Raw genomic sequence first — 17,053 nt, forward strand, 5'->3', positions numbered from 1 at the left:
CCTCAGCAGCTCGAAGGAGAACTACAGCCATGCTGCGACGCCGCGGGCAGGGCAGGGACGATGTGCAGGTGCGTCCTCCCGAACCCCACGAGAGCGGCGCCCGGCCGCCGGAACTGCCGCAGGAACTCGTCCCGAACCACATCGCCGTGGTCATGGACGGCAACGGGCGCTGGGCCAACGAGCGCGGGCTGCCGCGCGTCGAAGGCCACAAGCGCGGCGAGGCCGTCGTGCTCGAACTGGCCAAGGGCGCGATCGAGATCGGCGTGAACTGGCTGTCGCTGTACGCCTTCTCCACCGAGAACTGGAAGCGCAGCCCGGAGGAGGTGCGGTTCCTGCTCGGGTTCAACCGCGACGTGATCCGGCGCCGCGTCGACGAGCTCGACGGACTGGGCGTGCGGGTCCGGTGGTCCGGGCGCAAGCCCAAGCTGTGGCGCAGCGTCATCAACGAGTTGCAGTCGGCCGAGGAACGCACCAGGGACAACGACCGGCTCAACCTGACGATGTGCGTGAACTACGGCGGCCGCGCCGAGGTCGGCGACGCCGCCCGGCGGATCGCGCAGCTGGCTGCCGAGGGGAAGATCAACCCGAACCGGGTGGACGAACGCACCGTGGCCAAGCACCTGTACCAGCCGCGGATGCCCGACGTGGACCTGTTCATCCGGCCCTCGGGGGAGCAGCGCACCTCGAACTTCCTGCTGTGGGAGTCGGCCTACGCCGAGTTCGTCTTCCAGGACACGCTGTTCCCCGATGTCGACCGCAGGCACCTGTGGCGCGCCTGCGAGCAGTACGCGCGCCGGGACCGGCGCTTCGGCGGGGCGATCGATCAGGCCGACGAGCAGGAGACCGGCGAGCAGGAGGCCGGCGTGCAGGTCCCCTCGGCCGAGGGCGGTCAACAGGGGGTCTCGTCGTGACCGGCATGCCCGAGGACGTGGCGAGCCCCGCGGACGCGGCGGCGACCGCGCGGCTGCTCGCATCGGCGCGCGAGGCCCTGGAGGCCTTCGTCGACGTGCACGTCGACGACGACGGCACGCTGACCTTCCAGCACGCCGACGTGCCCTGCGTGGTGCAGGCGATGCGGCTCACCGAGGGGCTGACCGTGCTGAGCCTGACCTGCGTCGTCGCCTGGGACGTGCCCGGCGGGGACGAACTCGGCCGCGCGGTGGCCGAACGCGCCGGCCGCGGCCTGTTCGGCACCCTCGGCACCGTGCCGAACGAGCGGGGCGCGGACGTGACCCTGCGGTACGCGTTCCCGGCAGCGGGGATGGAGGCGTCCGCGCTGGGCACGCTGCTCATGCTCGTGGTGTCCACGGCCTCGCAGGTGCGGGACGAGCTGGCGCGGTAGCGCCGGTCAGGAGGACACGCAGTCCGGGCAGGTGCCGATGATCTCCACGGTGTGGCTGACGTCGGAGAACCCGTGCTCCTGGCCGATCCGCTCGGCCCAGTTCTCCACCGGCGGGTCGGAGACCTCGACGGTGCGGCCGCAGTGCCGGCACACCAGGTGGTGGTGGTGGTGGCTGGAGCAGCGGCGGTACACCGCCTCGCCGCTGGTCGCGCGCAGCACGTCGATCTCGCCGGCATCGGCCAGGCTCTGCAGCGTGCGGTACACCGTCGTCAGGCCGATGCCCTCGCCGCGGTTGCGCAGCTGTTCGTGCAGCTCCTGCGCCGAGCGGAACTCGTCGACCTCGTCGAGCAGCTTCGACACCGCAGCGCGCTGCCTGGTGGCTCGCAGGCCGGGAACTCCGGCCGTGGAACGCTCGCCGGTGGTCAACGTGTCTCCTGTCCACTGCTGGGTTCTGCGGTGCTCGTGCGCGCATCGGCCGCGCGCCGGTCGTCCCGGGCGCCGGCGACTTCTTCGGCGTGCGTGGCGGCATCGACGACGATGTGCGCCAGGTGCTCGTCCACCAGCCGGTATACCACCTCGCGGCCGTGCCGCTCACCGCGCACGACCCCTGCCGATTTCAACACGCGCAGGTGCTGGCTGATCAGCGGTTGCGCCACGCCGAGCGCATCGACGAGGTCGTGCACGCAGCTCTGGGCGTGGCGCAGCTGCAGCACGATCGCGATCCGCACCGGTGCGGCCAGTGCGCGCAGCAGGTCTCCCGCTTCGGTGAGCGTGTCCTGCGACCAGCTGGGGGCGGGTGCCGGGCGCTGCGCCTGCTGCAGGTGGGACCGCTGCCGGTGGTCGTCGTGCTGCGCCGCCGCATCCGCTGCAGGATCGGCCGCCGCAGGATCGGCCGCGGCGGGATCTGCCGCACCCGGGTCCACCGCGCCCGAATCCAGGGCGGTGGAATCCAGGGCGCCCGAATCCAGGGCTGTGGAGTCCAGGGCTGTGGAGTCCAGGGCTGTGGAGTCCAGGGCTGTGGAGTCCAGGTCCGCCGCTTGCAGGGCCACTTCCGGCTGGCGCGCCCCGGCGTGCTGGCACGCGGACTCCTCCCGCAACGGCTCGTTCCCGCGCGGCGCCGTCGACCGGGCCGCATCGGCCGGGTGGTGCGGTTCCGCCGGGGAATTCGAGTTCACAGCGGGCATGGCATCCTTTCCGAGACGTGCCGCGCCGCGGCGAACACGGGTGTGTGCGCCGCGCTACCCATGGTACGGACCACCTGGCCGCGGTCGGCAGCGCAGCACGAACACCGTGCGGCCACGTGCACCGCACCGCAAAGCCCCGGACGTCGCGGGCGGCCGCGGGATTTTGCGGCGCGGTGCCCGGCCGGGCGCGCGTGCCGCGGATCCGCTCGACGGGTCCGTCGCGAATCGGGCCGCTGCGGGGCACGCAGGTTACCGGTCCGTCCGCGCCCCGGACGGACCTGGAACAATGGTGCTGTCGTAACCAGCCGAGATTTCCGGAGTGAACGTGCCCGCCGATCAGATCGACACGATCGTCAATCTTTGCAAGCGCCGCGGATTCGTCTACCCGTCCGGCGAGATCTACGGCGGTACCAGGTCGGCCTGGGACTACGGTCCGCTCGGTGTCGAACTCAAGGACAACATCAAGCGGCAGTGGTGGAAGGCGATGGTGCAGGGCCGCGAGGACGTCGTCGGCCTGGACTCGTCGGTGATCCTGCCGCGCAAGGTCTGGGAGGCCTCCGGTCACGTCGGCGCGTTCCACGACCCGCTGGTGGAGTGCCAGAACTGCCACCACCGGTTCCGCGCCGACCAGCTCGCCGAGGAGTACGTCGAGCGCACCGGCAAGGAGGCCAGCGAGGAGGACCTCTCGCAGGTTCCCTGCCCGGACTGCGGTAACCGCGGCCAGTACACCGAGCCGCGCGAGTTCAACATGATGCTCAAGACCTACCTCGGTCCGGTGGAGAGCGAGGAAGGGCTGCACTACCTGCGTCCGGAAACCGCGCAGGGCATCTTCATCAACTTCGCCAACGTGATGACCACCGCGCGGAAGAAGCCGCCGTTCGGCATCGGCCAGATCGGCAAGTCCTTCCGCAACGAGATCACCCCCGGCAACTTCATCTTCCGCACCCGCGAGTTCGAGCAGATGGAGATGGAGTTCTTCGTCGAACCGGGTGAGGACCCCGAGTGGCACCAGTACTGGATCGACGAGCGCACCAGGTGGTACACGGACCTGGGGATCGATCCGGACAACCTGCGCCACTACGAGCACCCGCAGGACAAGCTCTCGCACTACGCCAAGCGCACCGTCGACATCGAGTACCGCTTCGCCTTCGCCGGCAACGAGTGGGGCGAGCTCGAGGGCATCGCCAACCGCACGGACTTCGACCTGGGGACGCACTCGGAGCACTCGGGCGCGGACCTGTCCTACTACGACCAGGCGACCGACGCGCGCTACCGGCCGTACGTGATCGAGCCCGCCGCCGGCGTGGGTCGTCCGATGATGGCGTTTTTGACCGATGCCTACCGCGAGGACGAGGCGCTGAACGCCAAGGGCGGCGTGGACCGGCGCGTCGTGCTCAAGCTGGACCGCCGCCTGGCCCCGGTCAAGGTCGCCGTGCTGCCGCTGTCCCGCAACGCCGACCTCTCGCCGAAGGCGCGTGACCTGGCCAACCAGCTGCGCAGGAACTGGAACGTCGACTTCGACGACGCCGGAGCCATCGGACGTCGGTATCGTCGGCACGACGAGGTGGGGACTCCGTTCTGCGTGACCGTGGATTTCGACTCGCTGTCCGATCACGCCGTGACGGTGCGCGAACGCGACACCATGCAGCAGGAACGGGTCGCCATGGACAAGCTGGAGGAGTACCTGGCGGTCCGCCTCGTCGGTTGCTGAGGAGCGCACCGCGATCCGCCGCCCCGGTGGGCGGACCGCGGCGACGCGCGACGTGAGTCTGTGAGGTTGCCAGCGTGAAGGCCTCTGGTGGCGCCCGCCGCGGGCGGCGGTGGTGGCGCGCCGTCCGCCGCGCGGTGGTCGGCAGCGTGCTCGTCGGACTGCTGCTCGTCAGCGGGACGGCCTACCACGTGTGGCACGTCGCGCGCGCCGACGAGCGCCGCCCGGTGGACATCCTCGTGGTCCTCGGTGCGGCCCAGTACCACGGTGAACCCTCGGACGTGCTGAGGTCCCGGCTCGAGCAGGTGCTGGGGTTGTACCGGCAGGGCCTGGCGAGCCACGTGGTCACCGTCGGCGGGCGGCAGACCGGGGACGAGTACACCGAAGCCCAGGCGAGCAAGCGGTGGCTCGTCGAACGCGGGGTGCCCACCGATCGGATCGTCGAGGTCGACGAGGGCAGCGACACGCTCGGCAGCATGGACGCGGTCGCCGAGCTGGCCGCGGAACGCGGGTGGCGCACGAGCCTCATCGTCAGCGACCCGTGGCACCTGCTGCGGGCGCAGACGATGGCCGAGGACTTCGGGCTGCGCGCCTGGTCCTCGGCCACCCGCGACGGGCCCACGGGGCAGACGTTCGAGGCGAAGGCCAGCTACATCGCGCGGGAGACCACGGCGATGGTCTACTACCGCCTCACCCACGCCTCGGCGGTGGTGGAAGGTGAATCGCTCGGCTTCTCCCTGGGGTGATCGCTGGTTTTGAGCGGTGTGCTGTTCAACCTGCGGTCAGCTCGTCGTGCCGCCGGTGTCGGCGGCGCGACGTAGCGTGGGGCGCGATGACCGTGCCTGCCGGCTACGCCTCCGACGACGTTGCGCGTCCGGGGCCCGAGGAGCCGAAAACCGCGTGGTTCGCGACCGAGGACCGCAGCGGGGTGGCCGCGCGGACACCGTTCGCGCGGGACCGCGCGCGCGTGCTGCACTCGGCCGCGCTGCGGCGTCTGGCGGGCAAGACGCAGGTGGTGGGGCCGGAAGAGGACGACGTGCCGCGGACTCGGCTGACCCATTCGCTCGAGGTCGCGCAGATCGGCCGGGGCATCGCCGACGCGCTCGGCGCCGACCCCGACGTGGTGGACACGGCGGGGTTGGCCCACGACATCGGGCACCCGCCGTTCGGGCACAACGGCGAGCGCGCCCTCGACGAGCTGCTGACCGCTTGCGACGGGTTCGAGGGGAACGCGCAGACGCTGCGGATCCTCACGCGGTTGGAACCCAAGTGGTCCGCCGCCGATTCCGCGCAGGGCGGCAGCGGGCTCAACCTCACCCGCGCCTGCCTCGACGCGGTGTTGAAGTACCCCTGGCCGCGGCCGGACGGGCAGCGGCGCGCCAAGTTCGGCGCGTACACCGCGGACCGGGCGGTGTTCGACTGGGTGCGCGCGCCCGCGCCGCCGGGACGGCGCTGCCTGGAGGCCCAGGTCATGGACTGGGCCGATGACGTGGCCTATTCGGTGCACGACCTCGAGGACGGCGTGCTCGCCGGGCGGATCTCGCTGCGTTCGCTGAGCAGTCCGGTGGAACGCGCGGAGATCGTGCGCATCGCCGCCGACCTCGATCCGGGTTCGACCGCGGGACGGGCGGGGGAGCAGGCGCTGACCGCGGCGGTGGAACGGCTCGCCGCGCTGCCCGCGGTGCAGGCGGTCACCGCCTGTTCCGGCGCGTTCGCCGAGCACACCGCGTTGAAGCGGCTCACCAGCGAGCTCGTGGGGCGGTTCGTGGGCGCGGCCGTGCGTTCGACGCGGGAGCGGTTCGCCGAGCCGCCGTTGGCCCGGTACGCCGCCGACCTGGTGGTGCCCGCGCCGGTGGTGGCCGAGGTCGCGGTGCTCAAGGCGTTCGCTTTCCGGTACGTGCTGCGCACGTCGGAACGCGCCCGCATGCAGGCGCGGCAGCGGGATCTCCTGGTGGAGCTGACGCGGGAGGTGGCGAGGCACGCGCCGCGTGATCTCGATCCGGTTCTGCGCGACGTGTGGGATCGGGCGCGCGACGACGCGGAGCGCTGGCGCGTGGTGGTCGACCAGGTGGCTTCGCTGACCGATGCGCAAGCCGTGCGGTGGCACCGGCGGCTCGCCGGCGCGGCCTGAGCGCGGGCGCCGGGTGTGCGCGCAGGACGAGCCAGCACGCACCGTGATTGCTACGTATCGTAGTGAATTCCCTGTGATTTTTCGCGTAACCGGGTGAATCGATCTTCTGCGTATTGCACGATGTCACAAAGCGTGTTGCGCAGTGGTGCTCGCGCACGCGCCACGGCCACGCTCCCCCGAAAGGCCGCGAGCCGGGACCCCCGAAGCCGTCCCGGCTCGTCAGCATCGCCGCAAGGAGACCCCGATGCCCCAGCGGCACTACATCCAGAAGCTCGTCGTCGCCGGCGAGCCCTACGTCAACAGCGACGACCTCGCCGACTGGATCAACGACCTCGGCTGGCAGGACTCCTCGGCCAAACGCGCCGCCGAGTACATCGCCCGGGAACTGCGGCTGATGGGCCTGGCCGACACCGAGGAAACGCTGCGGTGAGGGAGTCCGCGGATCGAGCGGCGTAGCGGGTCGGGCGGGGGAACCTCCGGCGGGGCCTCGCTGCGGGATCCCCGACCTCGGGCAGCCACGCGCGGAACCACCCTGCGAGCGCCCCGGAGCTGGCAGACTCGGGACCGCTCCACGTCCCCGCCCCCGGGAGGCGCCGTGCCCGCCCCAGCTCCGCTCGCGTTCAGCCACAGCCTGCACCGCGCCCTCGCGCCGTCGGTGCAGACCTCGTTTTGCTGGTCGCCCTACTCCGTGCTCAGCGCTCTCGGCCTCGTCGCCGAAGCCACCACCGGTCCCGCGCGCGAACAGCTGCGCACGGCGCTCGCCGACGAGCCGGCGAAGCTGCGCTCAGCGGTCACCGCGGCCTCCGCCCTCGACGATCCGGGCAAGGCGCGCGAACAACCGGAACTCGCCGCGTCGAACGTGCTGTGGGCCGACGAGGACCTGGCACCGAAGCAGGACTACCTGTCCGAGCTCGCCGCATGGCCGGGTGGCGCGGTGCGCAGCACCCGGCTCCGCGCCGACCCGGAACAGGCCCGGCAGGAGATCAACACCGACGTCGCCGACACCACGCGCGGGCTGATCCCCGAACTGCTGCAACCCGGCACCATCGACCCCGACACGGTCGCGGCGCTGGTCAACGCCCTGTACCTGAAGACGTCGTGGCAAGAGGCCTTCGACCGAAACGACACGCGCGAACGCACCTTCCACGCGCCCGGGCGGAGCCGGCCGGTGCCGATGATGCACGTCAGCCGGGACCTGCCGTACGCCGCCGCGCACGGCTGGCAAGCCGTCGGCCTGCCCGCGCTCGGCGGGATCGAAGCGGTGGTGCTGCTGCCCGAAGCCGCCTCCGACCCGGTGCGCGCGCTGGAGACCGCAGAGGACGCGCTGACCTCCGAGAACCTGGCAGCCCTGCTCGGCAGCACGGGCACGCAGCGGGTGGAATTGGCGCTGCCCCGGTTCGAGGTGCGCGGCAACGCCGAACTGCGCGGGCCGCTCGGGGCGCTGGGCGTGGACACCGTGTTCACCCCCCAGGCGGATTTCAGCCCGCTCACCGACCGGCCGATGCGCGTGTCCACCGCTGTGCACGAGTCGGTGCTGCGCGTCGACGAGAACGGACTGGAAGGCGCCGCGGCCACGGCGGCGGTGATGCGGTTGACGTCCGTGGCGCGCCCTCCTCGGCCGATCCGCGTGACCGTGGACCGCCCGTTCTGGTTCCTCGTGCGTCACCGCGCCAGCGGGGTGCCCTACTTCCTCGCCCGCGTCACCGATCCGGGGAGCTAGCGCCCCAACGGCTGTCACATCGGCGGGCGCCGTCCCGTCACTCCAGTGCACGGCCCCGAACAGCGGGGCGGCGCGTGAAGGAGCGACGATGACACGCCCGCAGCAGGAATCCAGCGCACGCGTTCCGCAGGTGCCCGCGCAGCGCGCCGGGTGGCTGACGCGGCTCGCCTACCGGTTGACCAGGCGCTGGTACGGCGCAGTTCCCGAACCGCTCAGCGTGCTGGCGCACCACCGCAGGTTGATGTTCGCGTTCAGCATCAGCGAGCTCGCGGCGGAGAAGAGCGCCCACGTGCTCCCCCGAGGGCTGCGCGAACTCGCCGTGCACCGCGCGGCGACCAGCATCGGCTGCTCGTGGTGCGTCGACTTCGGCACGATGCTGCAGCGCAGGCAGGGACTGGACGTCGAGCGCCTGCGCGACGTCGACGACCACCGCAACTCGCCGCACTACACCGAACTGGAACGGCTCGTGCTCGGCTACGCCGAGGCGATGTGCGCCCAACCGATGCAGGTCACCGACGAGCAGGTCGCCGAGCTCGACCGGCGTCTCGGGCACGCCGGGCTCGTCGAGCTCACCCACGCGATCGCGCTGGAGAACGAACGCGCCCGGTTCAACCACGCGCTGGGGATCACCGAGCAGGGCTTCACCTCGGGCGCGGCCTGCCGCGCACCGATGCCCTGAGCGGTTCCGGCCGCAGTGCCGGGCTCCTGCCGGGGCAGGAGCCCGGCATCACCACGGCACGCGGGTGAGCTTGTCCGGATTGACCACGTCGAACAGCTCGTCCACCCGCTGCTCGCGCACGCTCAGGCTCAGCACCCGCGGCGCCACCGGCCCGCCGTCCGGCGAGCCGGGCAGCAGCAGGCCCGCGTCCCCGTTGACCAGCACCGGCCGGGCGCCGGTGACGATGTCGGCGCCGTACTTGGCCACCAGGCCGGCGGCGAACCGGGCCACGTTGTCGGCCCCGCGAACCGGGTTGCGCGCGGTGCGCTCCCGGCCGCCGCCGTCGCCGCGGACGACCGCCCGCGGGTGCAACGTGCGCACGATCTCGGCCACGTCCCCGGTGTTGACCGCGACGAGGAAGCGCTCCAGCACGGCGCGCTGCTCGGACAGCGGCACCCGCGGCGCCGGGTCCGCCTCAGTCATCGCTCGACGTGCCCGCGAGGCGTGCTGGCGCGCCGCGGCCGCGCTGCACCCGAGCAGCGCGGCGATCTCGCCGAACGGCACGTCGAACCCGTCGTGCAGCACCAGCGCCAGCCGCTGATCGGCGTTGAGCTCGTGCAGGATCCGCAGCGCGGCCATCCGCAGGTCGTCGCGCTGCCCGACCACGTCGTCCGGGCGCTGCTCCTCGGTGACGACCGGCTCCGGCAGCCACGACCCGGGGTACTGCTCGCGGCGCACCGCGGCCGACCGCATCCGGTCCAGGCACAGCCGGCTGACCACGGTGGTCAGCCACGCGCCGAGGTCGTCGATGCGGTCGCGTTCGGTGCCGGCCAACCGCAGCCACGCCTCCTGCACCGCGTCCTCGGCGTCGGCGACCGTGCCGAGCAGGCGGTAGGCCACACCGGTCAGCCGTGCGCGGTGCTGCTCGAACTCGGCGGCCAAGGCGGTGGTCATGGGGAGATTCTGCCGCACCGACCCGGGTCCGCGCGGGCGGCGATCCGTTTCCCTAGACTGGACCCGTGGCAGGACGAATCCGGGAGAGCGACATCGCCGAGGTCCGCGATCGCAACCGGATCGACGACCTCGTGTCGGAGTACGTCGCTCTGCGCAACGCCGGCGGTGGCGCGCAGAAGGGGCTGTGCCCGTTCCACGACGAGAAGACCCCCTCGTTCAACGTGCGTCCCAGCCACGGCACGTTCCACTGCTTCGGCTGCAGCGAGGGCGGCGACGTCATCGCCTTCCTGATGAAGATCGAACACCTCGGTTTCATCGAGTCGGTGGAGCGGCTGGCCGACCGAGCCGGCGTGCAGCTGCACTACGAGGGCGGGGCACCGCCGAGCCAGCGCGACCGCGGCACCCGCGCCCGCATGGTGGAGGCGCACCGGCTGGCCGCCGAGTTCTACGCCGAGCAGCTGCGCTCGGAGCAGGAGGCGCGGCCCGCCCGCGAGTACCTGGCCCAGCGCGGCTTCGACGAGTCCGCGGCGGCGAAGTTCGGCTGCGGTTTCGCGCCGCGCGGCTGGGACCGGCTGACGAAGATGCTGCTGGGCAAGGGCTTCGAGCTCGAGGAGCTGATCAAGTGCGGGCTGAGCCGGGAGGGCCGGCGCGGCCCGATCGACCGGTTCCACCGGCGGCTGCTGTGGCCGCTGAAGGACCTCTCGGGTGACGTGGTCGGCTTCGGCGCGCGCCGCATCTTCGACGACGACCCGATCGAGGCCAAGTACGTCAACACCTCGGCCACGCCGATCTTCAACAAGTCGCAGGTGCTGTTCGGCATCGACCTGGCCAAGCGGGAGATCGCCAAACGGCGCCAGGTCGTGGTCGTCGAGGGCTACACCGACGTGATGGCCATGCACATGGCCGGCGTGCCCACGGCCATCGCCTCCTGCGGCACCGCGTTCGGCGATGAGCACATCGCGGTGCTGCGACGGCTGATGATGGACGTCGACTACGGCAAGGAGCGCAGCTTCCGCGGCGAGGTCGTCTTCACCTTCGACGGCGACGAGGCCGGGCAGAAGGCCGCGCTGGGGGCGTTCGAGGGCGAGCAGGAACTCGCCAGCCACACCTACATCGCCATCGGTCCGGACGGGATGGACCCGTGCGAGCTGCGCGAATCCTCCGGTGACAGCGCGGTGCGGGACCTGGTGGCGCGGCGCCGACCGCTGTTCGAGTTCGCCATCCGCAGCCTGCTCGGCAGCTACGACCTGGACTCGGTGGACGGCCGGGTGGAAGCGCTGCGCCGCACCGTGCCGCTGGTCGCCCGGATCAAGGACCCGGCCAGCCGCGACGGCTACGCGGTGAACCTGGCCTGGTGGGCAGGCTGGAGCGACGAGAACCAGGTGGTGCACCGCGTTCGGGAGGAGGCCGGCGCGCCCGCGAAGAAGCAGGGCGGTCCGCGGCGGCGGCAGCGGGAGCAGAACCAGCGGAGCCAGCAGAGCCTCGGCCTCGAGGCGGACCCGCCGCCGAAGCCGCCGCGGCACGATCCGCGGTGGACGCAGCGGGAGACCCTCAAGGCCGCGCTGCAGGTGCCGGCCCTGGCCGGCCCGCCGTACGACGGGCTGCCGGCCGAGGCGTTCACCGAACCCGCCTACGCCGAACTGCACCGGGCGATGCTCGCGGCCGGTGGCTGCGGTTCCGGACTGGGCGGTTCGGCGCTGGTGGAAGCGGTCTCGCAGCACTGCGAGTCGCAGGTGGCCCGGTCGCTGCTGACCGAGCTGGCGGTGGAGACGTTGGAGATCAACTCCGTCGAGGATCCGCGGTACGTGCACGCGCTCATCGCGCGGCTGCAGGAGACCCTGGTGAGCAGGCAGATCGCGGACATCAAGTCGAAGGTGCAGCGGATGTCGCCGGTGGACGAGCCCGAGGAGTACAACCAGCTGTTCGGCGATCTCATCGCGCTCGAGGGCTACCGCAAGTCGTTGTTGGACCAGGCGATGGGCGGCGGAGTGTGATGTCGGCCCTGCGGCGGCTGCTGACCGGGCTGACCGGTGGCTCGCGCGTTCCGGAGGAGGTCCGCCGCGCGCTGGAGCGCGACGAGCGCGTGCTCGCCGTGGCCGAAGCCCAGGAGGGCGCGACCGTGGCGACGCAGCGCGGGCTGTGGCTGCCGGAGCGGCGCCGCGTGGGCTGGCACCTGATCAGCAAGGCCAGGTGGGACGCGGGCAGTCTCAACGTCGTCGAGGCCGAGGAGATCGCCACCGCCGACCGGGCCGTGGTGCTGCGGGACCACCCGCCGCGTCGGCTGCGGCTGTCCGCGCCCGGCCGGGTGCCGCAGGTGGTGCACGAGCGGGTCACCGGTTCGATCCGCTCGCGCCACCACCGCGAGCTGCCCGGCGGCGGGGCGTGGGTGGTGCAGCGCAAGGTGCCCGGCCAGGACGGCGTCGTGCTGCAGGTCCGCGGTGATCCGGGCACCGACGAGCAGCTGGTGACCGCGTTGGCGCGCGAGCTCAGCATCCGGTTGCGCAGCGGGGGCGAACCGGGTGCGGCCGCGGCCGAGTGACCCGCCCTGATACCGTACAACCGTACGGTTCGAGTGCGGGGGTGGCGATGTGGGATCCGGGGACGTACCTGTCCTTCCAGGACGAGCGGGACCGCCCGGGCCGGGAACTGCTGGCCCGCGTGCCGGCGGAACGTCCGCGCCGGGTCGTTGACCTGGGCTGCGGCGCCGGCACGCTCAGCGCGGGGCTGCTGCGGCGCTGGCCCGGGGCGCAGCTCGAGGCGGTCGACTCCTCGGCGGAGATGGTGGCCGAGGCGCGCTCGCGCGGGGTCGACGCGCAGGTGGGCGATGTGCGCGCGTGGGATCCCGGGCCGGAGACCGACGTGGTGTTCTGCAACGCCGTGCTGCACTGGGTGCCCGGGCACGAGGAGCTGTTGCGCGGGTGGCTGCACCGGATGCCGCGCGGGGCCTGCTTCGCCTTCCAGGTGCCGGGCAACTTCGAGGCCCCCTCGCACGCGCTCGCCCGCGAGCTGGCCGAGCAGGAGCACTGGCGCGAGCGCCTGACCGGGACCGTGCCCGGTGCGGACGTCGTGTCCTCCGCCGTCGGCTACGCCGACCGGCTGGCCGGGCCGGCGGTCGCGGTCGACGCGTGGGAGACCACCTACGTGCACGCGCTGCACGGGCCCGACCCGGTGTTGGAGTGGATCAGCGGTGCCGGGCTGCGGCCCGTGCGGGCGGCGCTGAGCGCGGAGGAGTGGGAACGCTTCCGGGAAGAGCTCGCCCCGCGCCTGCGCGCGGCGTACCCGCGGCGGGAGGACGGGGTGACGTGGTTGCCGTTCCGCCGCGTCTTCGTCCTGCTGCACCGGCTGTGACCGGCGGTTTCCTTGCTCCGCAGCGAGCAGGCCGGGGGTGCGTGAAACCCGCCGGGTCGGGTGCGCTAAAGTGGACGACGTCAGCGAAGGGAACGGATCGGCCGGTGGAACTGAGCTGACGCACAACATTCCTCCGTAGCTCAAGGGCAGAGCATTCGGCTGTTAACCGAAAGGTTGTTGGTTCGAATCCAACCGGAGGAGCTCACCGAAGCCCGGGCCGCGCGGTCCGGGCTTTTCGCGTGCGCGGCCGCACGCTGCGTGTGACCGCCCGCACGGTCCGCGTCGCGCATCCCGCGGGGCGCGCGCCGCGCCTTCGCCGCGCGCCCACCGAGCACCGCGGCGGTTTCGGCCTCGCCGCGCGGACCGTCGGCGGCGGAGTTGATCACCATTCTGGTGCAGCGAAAATTCGCACTTCTGAAAAACGATCGAATCGCACCGATCTCGCTGCGCCGTCGTTTCCCGGTGCGCGGGACCACGCCGAGTGCGCGCGCCTGCACGCGGGGCCGAGCGGTTCGCCTGGTAAGATCACGGGTAGCAACGGTGCATGGTCCGAATGTCCGAGCTCGAACTTCGTTCATCCCGCACAGCCCGCCTCGGGATCGACCGAGCCCTTCGGAGGCGGGGCGGTCGGTCACCGGAGATCGCTTCCGCACGACAGGACGCCCGGGTGCGGCCCGGAGTGCCGCTCCTGCGTGCCCGGTATCGGAACTCCCTCGCACGAGGGGCGATTCGGGTGATCGGGGTCGCGTTCCACGGTCCCGCGGCGGAGGATGGGCGGTGCCGTCGGTGCCGGTTCAACGCACTCCGGATCTCGGTGCCCGGGTGGCAGGGCAGCGGGAATCGGTCGTTCGGATCAGCAGAAGCAACTGATTCGTTATGCGTTGCGCGCAACGGCAACACCGCCGCTGGTCGTCTCGTCCGACACAGCGGTATTCGGGTTCGGGGACTGACGAAGGACGGGGGTAGTCAGATGTCGGCACCAGGAATCGGGAAGCACCCGCACATTTCGCTGCCGGACTGGTCGACGGTGGAGAATCTGCCGAAACCGGTCAAGGCGCTCGTGTACGTGCTGCTGCTGTCGGTCGGCACCGTGGTCGCCATCGGGGCGCTGCTGACCACGATCGCCATCATCGGCCAGCTGACGGGGGCGTTCAGCATACTGAGCTTCATGGCCTGAGGACCGATCCGACCGAGGCCGGCGCGTCGTGCACCACGGCGCGCCGGCCTCGCATGCGGCGGACGGGGCGGCCCTGCTGCGGTTGCGCGGTGGGGACCCGCGGCCCGCACTCCCCGGTGATCTCGCTACGATCGGGCCGTCGGGGCAGTAGCTCAGCAGGTCAGAGCAGCGGACTCATAACCCGTCAGGTCGTCGGTTCAAATCCGACCTGCCCCACGTTTTCGCTGGTTACAGAGTTGCTGGGAAAGAAGACCAAGATCACGACCAGGTCTTTCCCGGGTCTTTCCGGGCTCATTCCTTGAACCACTCAACCCGGCTCAACGCGTCGGCCGCTCGGTGGCTCGTCACGCGGCGGCCCGTGTGGACGTCCTGGGTGGTCGACACGTCCTGGGTGGTCGACACCTTCGAGTGGCCGAGCCGCTCGGCTGGTCCAACGGTGGGTTCGACCTGGTGCACCGGTCCCTCGGCGCGGCGCGCGGTTCCTCTGCTTGATCAAGAAAGACGGTAGGCACAGGCGCGGATCCGGCTTGCTCGCGAAACGCGGTGCGTCTCGTCCCTGCACCGCCACACGCGCGTGTGCATCATTGGGACATGAAGCGACGAACAGGGCGAACGGCTGCGAGTCGCGCGGCCATCATGTTCGGGTGCGGTGTGCTCGTGGCTGGAATGGCGGCCTGCGGACAGCAGGAGGAGCCCGAGGGGGCGGAGTCGCCGGCGAACGGTCCCACTCCCGAGCAGCCCCAGAACGGCGAGCAGCCACCCGGGAACCAACCCGGTGAGGAGCAGGGCAACGGCGCCGCCGGGGAGCCGGACGTCCAGCGCGGAACGCTGGCGCCGCCGGAGCAGGCCGAGAACGCCTTCACCTACGATCCGGCCGCTCCAGAAGGTGCCGAACTCGTGGTCACCACCGAGAAGGCGCAGGACTCGACCGTGATGAGCCTGCAGGCGAGCGGACTGCAACCGCAGCGCGGGTACGCGATCCACGCGCACGAGAACCAGTGCGGGCCCACCGGTGACGATGCGGGACCGCACTTCCAGCACGAAGTGGATCCGGCAGCCACGCCGGAGGACTCTTCGAGGGACCCGGCCTACGCGAACCCCGAGAACGAGTTCTGGCTGGACACCCGGACGGACGAGCAGGGCAACGCCCAGGCACGTGCCGAGGTTCCGTTCGCGACCACTGATCGCGCTCCGCGTTCCGTCGTCATCCACGAGAACGAGCGCACCCGGACCGAACCCGGCAGCGCGGGGGAGGCAGGGGGACGAGTGGCCTGCATCAGCCTCCCCGATTCCTGATCCGCGCGAGCGGGCGCGCCGATCGTCGAGCACCTCACCGGTCTGGACGCGCTGCCGCTCGGCGGAACAGCGGTAACCCCGGCAAGGGCTCATGGCCGGAGGACGAGGCGGGTGCCGCGGGCCCGGCCGGATTCCAGGCGCCGGTGGGCTTCGGCGGCCGCGTCCAACGGCAGGGTCTCGACGTCGCGGGGTGCGAGTGCTCCTTCGGCGAGGAGCTGGTTGATGCGCGCCGCCGCACCTGCCAGTTCCGGGATGGTCGCGTTGCTGATGGTGAAGCCGATCGCGCTGCCACCGCGGGTGTACAGCCGTCCCACGGGCAACTCGGGCGTGGCGCTGATCCCGGCCATCAGCACGATCCGGCCGCGCGCGGCGAGCAGGTCCACGGCCAGGCCCAGGTCGTGCTTGCCCGAGGTGTCCAGGTGCACGTCAATTCCGTCCGGGGCGGCCGCGCGCAGGTGATCGCCGAGCTCGGGGTCGCGGTAGTCGAGAGCGGTCCCAGCGCCGAGCGAGCGGCAGTGCTCCAGGTCGGCGGCGCTCGCGCTCGCGACGACCCGCGCTCCGGCACGCGCCGCCAACACGACCGCGGCGCCGCCCACGTGGCCCGCGCCGCCCGCGATGTACACGGTCTCACCCGCGGTGAGTCGGGCATGGGCGACCAGTGCGAGCTGCGCGGTCGCGGTCGGGTGGACCACCGCAACAGCGGTCACCGGGTCCACGCCCTCGGGCAGCCGGTACAGCCGGTCCGCGGGCACGCGGGCGTACTCGGAAGCCGCTCCCTGCCTGCCATCGTGGCCGAGGCTGTTGCACCACACCCGTTCACCGAGGTCGAACCCCGTCGTTCTGGAGCCGAGCGCGGCGACGGTGCCCACGAGGTCGCGGCCCACGACGAACGGGAACAGTACCGGTGTCGGATATGCCCCGGAGCGCACGAACCCGTCGACCGGGTTGACGGCGACCGCGCCCACCCGCACCAGCACGTCGGCAGGTCCCAATTCCGGGAGGTCCAGCTCACCGACCCGGATGTTGTCCGCAGGCCCGAGCTCGGTCAAGTACGCCGCGCGCATCCGTGCGGGCGTCCCCGTCACGACTGCCCCGGTCCCGTCATGATCGCCCCGGTCCCGTCACGACTGCCCCTCGGGGTTTCGCGAAGTGCAGGGCGGTCGCACCCGTCCGGTGGTAGAAGCGGCGCGCCGCCCGGTTGGCAGCCCCGGGATCGAGCTCGACGCGAGCGCGGCCCGCTGCCTTCCCGCGGCGTTCCGGCTCGGCCAGCAGTGCGGCACCGTTCCCGCTGCAGCGAGCCCAGGGTGAGTGCCGAGGTCGTCCACGAACAGCATCCTACCGCGGCCGGTCGTCTTCACGTGGAACAACGCGGCGCCCGCGCACCGCTCGCCAGCGCCCCGCGCAGCCAGCACCTGCCTGCCGACCTCGTGGAACAGCTCGTCGAACTCCTCCCGCAGCAGCCCGACGAGCACCCGGGCCCCGAGTTCCGTGCTGTGCGGCTGTTCCCCCGCGGGCATCTCCTCCGACGCACGCGT

At 71.8% G+C, this 17,053-nt stretch carries 18 protein-coding genes and 2 tRNA genes; 15 read left to right on the plus strand and 5 right to left on the minus strand.

The annotated features are described in order from the left end of the window. The first annotated feature begins 29 nt into the window (after positions 1–29). Both ACVGV2_RS05730 and ACVGV2_RS05735 read left to right on the plus strand, forming a co-directional pair. Positions 30–911, plus strand: a complete 882-nt coding sequence (locus ACVGV2_RS05730) for an isoprenyl transferase (RefSeq protein WP_459165005.1) — start codon at positions 30–32, stop codon at positions 909–911. Between the two features lie 5 nt (positions 912–916). Continuing rightward, positions 917–1,342: a hypothetical protein gene (locus ACVGV2_RS05735; protein WP_459165886.1), complete on the plus strand. Its 426-nt coding sequence runs from the start codon at positions 917–919 to the stop codon at positions 1,340–1,342. A 6-nt stretch (positions 1,343–1,348) separates the two neighbouring features. Here the strand turns inward: ACVGV2_RS05735 and ACVGV2_RS05740 are convergent, their stop codons facing one another. Continuing rightward, a complete protein-coding gene (locus tag ACVGV2_RS05740; RefSeq protein WP_459165006.1) occupies positions 1,349–1,768 on the minus strand; it encodes a Fur family transcriptional regulator in 420 nt (139 codons plus the stop codon). Further along, positions 1,765–2,163 carry an ArsR/SmtB family transcription factor gene (locus ACVGV2_RS05745; protein ID WP_459165887.1) on the minus strand — a complete coding sequence of 133 codons (399 nt, stop codon included), beginning with the start codon at positions 2,161–2,163 and terminating at the stop codon, positions 1,765–1,767. The genes ACVGV2_RS05740 and ACVGV2_RS05745 overlap by 4 nt, the downstream gene beginning before the upstream one ends. A gap of 688 nt (positions 2,164–2,851) precedes the next feature. On the opposite strand from ACVGV2_RS05745, the gene ACVGV2_RS05750 reads away from it, so the two are divergent. The 6 genes from ACVGV2_RS05750 to ACVGV2_RS05775 all read left to right on the plus strand — a co-directional run bounded on the left by ACVGV2_RS05750 (position 2,852) and on the right by ACVGV2_RS05775 (position 8,764). Continuing rightward, positions 2,852–4,237, plus strand: a complete 1,386-nt coding sequence (locus ACVGV2_RS05750) for a glycine--tRNA ligase (protein ID WP_459165007.1) — start codon at positions 2,852–2,854, stop codon at positions 4,235–4,237. Between the two features lie 74 nt (positions 4,238–4,311). Next, positions 4,312–4,980 carry a YdcF family protein gene (locus tag ACVGV2_RS05755; protein WP_459165008.1) on the plus strand — a complete coding sequence of 223 codons (669 nt, stop codon included), beginning with the start codon at positions 4,312–4,314 and terminating at the stop codon, positions 4,978–4,980. A gap of 86 nt (positions 4,981–5,066) precedes the next feature. Beyond that, a complete protein-coding gene (locus tag ACVGV2_RS05760) occupies positions 5,067–6,365 on the plus strand; it encodes a deoxyguanosinetriphosphate triphosphohydrolase (RefSeq protein ID WP_459165009.1) in 1,299 nt (432 codons plus the stop codon). A gap of 244 nt (positions 6,366–6,609) precedes the next feature. After that, a complete protein-coding gene (locus ACVGV2_RS05765; RefSeq protein ID WP_459165010.1) occupies positions 6,610–6,795 on the plus strand; it encodes a hypothetical protein in 186 nt (61 codons plus the stop codon). Between the two features lie 165 nt (positions 6,796–6,960). Then, a complete protein-coding gene (locus tag ACVGV2_RS05770) occupies positions 6,961–8,085 on the plus strand; it encodes a serpin family protein (protein WP_459165011.1) in 1,125 nt (374 codons plus the stop codon). An 88-nt stretch (positions 8,086–8,173) separates the two neighbouring features. After that, entirely contained in the window at positions 8,174–8,764 is a 591-nt protein-coding gene (locus tag ACVGV2_RS05775; protein WP_459165012.1) for a carboxymuconolactone decarboxylase family protein, read from the plus strand. A 48-nt stretch (positions 8,765–8,812) separates the two neighbouring features. Here the strand turns inward: ACVGV2_RS05775 and ACVGV2_RS05780 are convergent, their stop codons facing one another. After that, positions 8,813–9,697: a sigma-70 family RNA polymerase sigma factor gene (locus tag ACVGV2_RS05780; RefSeq protein ID WP_459165013.1), complete on the minus strand. Its 885-nt coding sequence runs from the start codon at positions 9,695–9,697 to the stop codon at positions 8,813–8,815. A 65-nt stretch (positions 9,698–9,762) separates the two neighbouring features. Here ACVGV2_RS05780 and dnaG point away from each other — a divergent pair, with 65 nt between their 5' ends. From dnaG to ACVGV2_RS05815, 7 genes are all read left to right on the plus strand, one after another. Further along, positions 9,763–11,691, plus strand: a complete 1,929-nt coding sequence (gene dnaG, locus ACVGV2_RS05785) for a DNA primase (RefSeq protein ID WP_459165014.1) — start codon at positions 9,763–9,765, stop codon at positions 11,689–11,691. Beyond that, the gene (locus ACVGV2_RS05790) at positions 11,691–12,236 is read left to right on the plus strand and encodes a hypothetical protein (protein WP_459165015.1); all 546 of its coding nucleotides are present in this window, start codon (positions 11,691–11,693) and stop codon (positions 12,234–12,236) included. The genes dnaG and ACVGV2_RS05790 overlap by 1 nt, the downstream gene beginning before the upstream one ends. A 47-nt stretch (positions 12,237–12,283) precedes the next feature. Further along, positions 12,284–13,045: a trans-aconitate 2-methyltransferase gene (locus ACVGV2_RS05795; RefSeq protein WP_459165888.1), complete on the plus strand. Its 762-nt coding sequence runs from the start codon at positions 12,284–12,286 to the stop codon at positions 13,043–13,045. Positions 13,046–13,174: 129 nt separating this feature from the next. Continuing rightward, positions 13,175–13,246, plus strand: a tRNA-Asn gene (locus ACVGV2_RS05800). Positions 13,247–14,015: 769 nt separating this feature from the next. Next, a complete protein-coding gene (locus ACVGV2_RS05805; protein ID WP_459165016.1) occupies positions 14,016–14,222 on the plus strand; it encodes a hypothetical protein in 207 nt (68 codons plus the stop codon). 141 nt (positions 14,223–14,363) lie between these two features. Continuing rightward, a tRNA-Ile gene (locus ACVGV2_RS05810) sits at positions 14,364–14,438 on the plus strand. A 375-nt stretch (positions 14,439–14,813) separates the two neighbouring features. Next, positions 14,814–15,518 carry a superoxide dismutase family protein gene (locus tag ACVGV2_RS05815; protein WP_459165017.1) on the plus strand — a complete coding sequence of 235 codons (705 nt, stop codon included), beginning with the start codon at positions 14,814–14,816 and terminating at the stop codon, positions 15,516–15,518. A gap of 89 nt (positions 15,519–15,607) precedes the next feature. Here ACVGV2_RS05815 and ACVGV2_RS05820 read toward each other — a convergent pair whose 3' ends face one another. Next, a complete protein-coding gene (locus ACVGV2_RS05820) occupies positions 15,608–16,582 on the minus strand; it encodes an NADPH:quinone reductase (RefSeq protein ID WP_459165018.1) in 975 nt (324 codons plus the stop codon). A gap of 57 nt (positions 16,583–16,639) precedes the next feature. After that, positions 16,640–17,035 (minus strand): hypothetical protein, encoded by a 396-nt coding sequence (locus ACVGV2_RS05825; protein ID WP_459165019.1) that lies wholly within the window; start codon positions 17,033–17,035, stop codon positions 16,640–16,642. Positions 17,036–17,053 lie beyond the last annotated feature (18 nt).

It is taken from the genome of Bounagaea algeriensis, assembly GCF_054491375.1.

Excerpts from the sequence above, each read along its gene's own strand:
- ACVGV2_RS05730 (WP_459165005.1), top strand. The coding sequence starts at position 30 with ATGCTGCGACGCCGCGGGCAGGGCAGGGACGATGTGCAGGTGCGTCCT.
- ACVGV2_RS05735 (WP_459165886.1), top strand. The coding sequence starts at position 917 with ATGCCCGAGGACGTGGCGAGCCCCGCGGACGCGGCGGCGACCGCGCGG.
- ACVGV2_RS05760 (WP_459165009.1), top strand. The coding sequence starts at position 5,067 with ATGACCGTGCCTGCCGGCTACGCCTCCGACGACGTTGCGCGTCCGGGG.
- ACVGV2_RS05765 (WP_459165010.1), top strand. The coding sequence starts at position 6,610 with ATGCCCCAGCGGCACTACATCCAGAAGCTCGTCGTCGCCGGCGAGCCC.
- ACVGV2_RS05775 (WP_459165012.1), top strand. The coding sequence starts at position 8,174 with ATGACACGCCCGCAGCAGGAATCCAGCGCACGCGTTCCGCAGGTGCCC.
- ACVGV2_RS05780 (WP_459165013.1), bottom strand. The coding sequence starts at position 9,697 with ATGACCACCGCCTTGGCCGCCGAGTTCGAGCAGCACCGCGCACGGCTG.
- ACVGV2_RS05790 (WP_459165015.1), top strand. The coding sequence starts at position 11,691 with ATGTCGGCCCTGCGGCGGCTGCTGACCGGGCTGACCGGTGGCTCGCGC.
- ACVGV2_RS05795 (WP_459165888.1), top strand. The coding sequence starts at position 12,284 with ATGTGGGATCCGGGGACGTACCTGTCCTTCCAGGACGAGCGGGACCGC.
- ACVGV2_RS05805 (WP_459165016.1), top strand. The coding sequence starts at position 14,016 with ATGTCGGCACCAGGAATCGGGAAGCACCCGCACATTTCGCTGCCGGAC.
- ACVGV2_RS05815 (WP_459165017.1), top strand. The coding sequence starts at position 14,814 with ATGAAGCGACGAACAGGGCGAACGGCTGCGAGTCGCGCGGCCATCATG.
- ACVGV2_RS05820 (WP_459165018.1), bottom strand. The coding sequence starts at position 16,582 with ATGCGCGCGGCGTACTTGACCGAGCTCGGGCCTGCGGACAACATCCGG.
- ACVGV2_RS05825 (WP_459165019.1), bottom strand. The coding sequence starts at position 17,035 with ATGCCCGCGGGGGAACAGCCGCACAGCACGGAACTCGGGGCCCGGGTG.